Source organism: Moorena sp. SIO2C4 (assembly GCF_010672485.1).
Classification (GTDB): domain Bacteria; phylum Cyanobacteriota; class Cyanobacteriia; order Cyanobacteriales; family Coleofasciculaceae; genus Moorena; species Moorena producens.
Genome location: NZ_JAAHGN010000785.1, coordinates 1 through 3,642 on the forward strand (window position 1 = coordinate 1; position 3,642 = coordinate 3,642).

Sequence of the window (3,642 nt, forward strand, 5' to 3'; positions counted from 1 at the left end):
TTTTTTTTTTTTTAAGGATCCGCGGACACCCAGGATTTAACCCCTTCCCCTACCCACCGTCCTTCAAGCTCATCGATATCGACGCATTGCTCAACAGACCCCCCAAGTCTATGTACTAGCAGCACCGGAAACAGAATTTAAGAGTAGTTCAGAGTATCACGAAACGGTGGCATTTGAACCCAACGATACCCTCTCTCAAGAATGGCATTTGGTAGTTATTGGGCAAAGTTACACAAACTGTTTGATTTGTCAAGAACGACCCACACCAATACTAGAGGTGACCAATGGGGAAATGGACTCATCCCGACGTTTTGAAGGCATCTGGACATTTGACCGGAGGGTGAGTCAAAAAGCAGCTGAGATATTACTCAATCGCATTCAAATTTACCGACCTGAACTGGCAGCTAAGATTGAACAGGCTAAATCTCAGTATTTAGATCAGTATTTAGAGAATTCATTAGTAGTTAGTGCTCAATTAACCCGAAACTCTACCAGTAATCTATCCCCTCTCGACCAAGCTCAAAGTTCCGAAAATTCTGACCCTTTTGTCCAGCGCTTGGTGACTTACCTACAGGCAGGTCAGTATAAATTGCTCAAAGCCTATCGCTCCATTGCTGCTCAGGGAAAGAAAGAATCTCTGATCAACTCTATTTCCAATGCCATTAGGCGATCCCTTGACCCCAATGCCATTCTTGAAGTCGCTGTGCAAGAGTTGGGTAAAGCCCTTGAAGCATCACGGTGTCTGATTTATCGCTGTAAAGGAACAGATACCACTACTATCATCAATCATGAGTTTTTAAAGCCCCTTAGTAAGGGGGATCAACCATTAGTGCCCACACTAGGAAAAATATGGCCATTGCAAGACAATTGTCTATTCCAAGAGGTTGTCCAGAGTGGAGAACCGATTTATGTAGAAGACACCCAGACAGATCCTCGGATTAACGGTACTAATTCCAAAAATAAAACTGGTAATCCAGGATCAAAAACCTTGCACAATCTAGTCCAAGAGTTTGCCATTCGCTCTTGGCTGAAGGTACCGGTGCTGTATCAGGGTCAGTTATTGGGCATGTTAGATCTACATCATTGTGGCTCCGAACCTTATCAATGGGAAAAAGATGAGTTAGCCTTAGTGGATGCGATCGCAACTCAAGTCGGTGTAGCTCTAATTCAAGCCGAAGCCTACGCCAACCTAGAAGATTTGAATCAGCAGCTAGAAGCTCTTGACCGCACCCGTAGCAATTTAGTCGCGATTACAGGTCATGAACTGCGGACTCCCCTATCCACAATTCAAGTATGTCTTGAGAGTCTAGCTAGTGAGCCAGATATGTCCCTAGAATTGCGTCAGGTGATGCTCAATACTGCCCTCGCTGACGCTGAACGAATGCGGAAACTGATTCAGGACTTCCTGACTCTTTCCCGCTTAGAAAGTGGTCGTGTTGAATGGCACCCAGAATCCCTGTCCCTAAGAGAGTGCATCGACCTTGCCCTGAGTAATGTTTGCGCTCGCCGTTCTGAAGATGAACGACCTAGTTTATCGGCTCAAGTTCCAGATAACCTTCCATTAGTCAAAGCCGACGGAGAGTGGCTAGTTGAAACTCTAGCTAGACTTCTCGATAATGCCTGCAAATTTACCAGCCCACAAGGAGAAGTAAAAATAAGTATCCAAACACTGGACAATTCCATGATAGTAGTTATTATCGAAGATTCTGGACGTGGTATTGAACCCAATCGGCTGGAAGCTGTGTTTGACCGCTTCTATCAAGAAGAAGGTGCTCTGCGGCGAACTACTGGGGGAACAGGGCTAGGTTTAGCAATTTGTCGCCAAATTGTCAAAGGCTGGGGTGGAAAAATTTGGGCAAATTCAGCTGGCAAAGACCAAGGTTCTCAGTTTTACTTTACTGTTCCTATTATCCAAACTCCAAAGTCAAAGCACTCAAAAGCTCGGCGTAAACGTTAGGGGATTCGAGATAGCGAAAGTTTGGGAGTGCTACAAAAGTAGTGATTTTAGCTCCTGTTACCTTGACCAGACCGTAAGCAAATCACCATATCTTTAGCACTACCAATACTTGAACCTTAATCTTTCATCCTTGATCAGCCGTTATACCTCTAAATTAGAGATTATTCAGTTAGAAAAAAAACGTCAAACCCTATTCCCCTGCTCCGGAGCTCTCTGCTCTCTTGCTGTCAGAACCATCAAATTCAAATGAAGACCAGCTTACTAAGGGGACAATCGTTTAATCACCCAATCCCGATCTTCACCACGATTGTAGAGCAACCGATCGTGGAGCCGACTGGGACGTCCCTGCCAAAACTCAATTTCTGATGGAATCACCCGGAACCCTCCCCAGTGGAGTGGACGAAGTACCTCTTTATTTTCATAGTCCTGCTTCAGTTGCTGTAGCCGTTGCTCTAACACCTCACGACTAGGGATGACTTGGCTTTGATCTGACACCCAAGCCCCCAGCTGAGAACCCTTGGGGCGGCTGTTAAAATAATCATCAGACTCAGCGGCTGTTAGCTTCTCCACTCGCCCCTCAATCCGTACCTGTCGTTCTAACTCAGCCCACCAAAACGTGATGGCAGCCCAAGGATTCTCGATTAACTGCTGCCCCTTGTTACTGTCATAATTAGTGTAAAAGACAAATCCCCGCTGATCGTAGCCTTTCAGCAGTACCATCCGGGCAGAAGGTTTACCATCGGGTGTTGCTGTCGCTATAGTCATGGCATTCGGTTCTGGCAATTGGGCAGCCACTGCCTGGTCAAACCAAATTTTGAATTGCTCAAAAGGATTGGGGTGGACATCGATTTCACTCAAACCCTTCAATGTGTATTCCTTACGTAAATCAGCTATTCTAGTATTCATGTGTCTTGCCTTATAATTGACCAGTTTTGGTGGCATTTTTTATACCTCCCTACCAAGCAGGTGTAGGCTTGAAGGAAAATCCAACTGCTGCTATACTGCACACAGTCATAACCTGAGCTAATCCAAGCTCCCCCCAGCCCCCCAAAATAGCGGGGGGAGAAGAGATAAAAAGTTCAGTTGATGACCGTGCCAAGTAGATGTCCTTGACCTGTGGGCGTTGGGACACCTGTGCACGTTCCAGTAATCGGCAAGTTAAAAAAGCCGATTTTTCGTGTTATCTGTTGTAGAAGTAGTAAGCAACTGCAACGGTTTTGGATTAAGCTGATGCGACAGATTAATTTTTTGCTGATTTTCTCTCTATGTCTGGCACTAGTCTTATTTGGCTTGGAAAATACCCAATCTGTTTCCATTAGGATTATTGATGGTATCCAGGTTAAGGCTCCCTTGGCGATTGCACTGATTCTAGCCATGTGGCTTGGAGCAGTAATAGCCTGGTTATTCAACTTGTGGACGCGATTTATCAATTTTATAGGAACTCGTAAGATGGTTGGGCAGATACGCTCGAAGGATGAACAGATTAGACAATTAGAAGACGACATTCAACAATACAAAATTGAGATTGAACAGAAACAGTTTCTCTTATCGGCATCTGACCCAATGGGAGATAATCCACTATTAGACTAATTCTAGGATTACCATAATTCTAGGATTACCATTGGGGATTGGTAAAATGTGAAGGAACTGAATCTCCCCTATACGCTATAGGATTCAATGCCTGA

2 protein-coding genes and 1 pseudogene are annotated in these 3,642 nt (G+C 44.8%); 2 read left to right on the plus strand and 1 reads right to left on the minus strand.

Annotation, left to right across the window (positions count from 1 at the left end; genetic code table 11):
• Window positions 1-64: 64 nt before the first annotated feature.
• Window positions 65-1,957, plus strand: a pseudogene (locus tag F6K20_RS29000) (ATP-binding protein); the annotation flags it as partial.
• Window positions 1,958-2,218: 261 nt separating this feature from the next.
• Here F6K20_RS29000 and pdxH read toward each other — a convergent pair.
• Complete coding sequence (gene pdxH / locus F6K20_RS29005; RefSeq protein WP_044493265.1) at window positions 2,219-2,863, minus strand: pyridoxamine 5'-phosphate oxidase; 645 nt, start codon at window positions 2,861-2,863, stop codon at window positions 2,219-2,221.
• Window positions 2,864-3,091: 228 nt separating this feature from the next.
• Here pdxH and F6K20_RS29010 point away from each other — a divergent pair, with 228 nt between their 5' ends.
• Entirely contained in the window at window positions 3,092-3,547 is a 456-nt protein-coding gene (locus F6K20_RS29010; protein ID WP_229419087.1) for a LapA family protein, read from the plus strand.
• Window positions 3,548-3,642 lie beyond the last annotated feature (95 nt).

Coding starts and splice junctions, on each gene's coding strand:
- pdxH (WP_044493265.1), bottom strand. CDS start 2,863: ATGAATACTAGAATAGCTGATTTACGTAAGGAATACACATTGAAGGGT.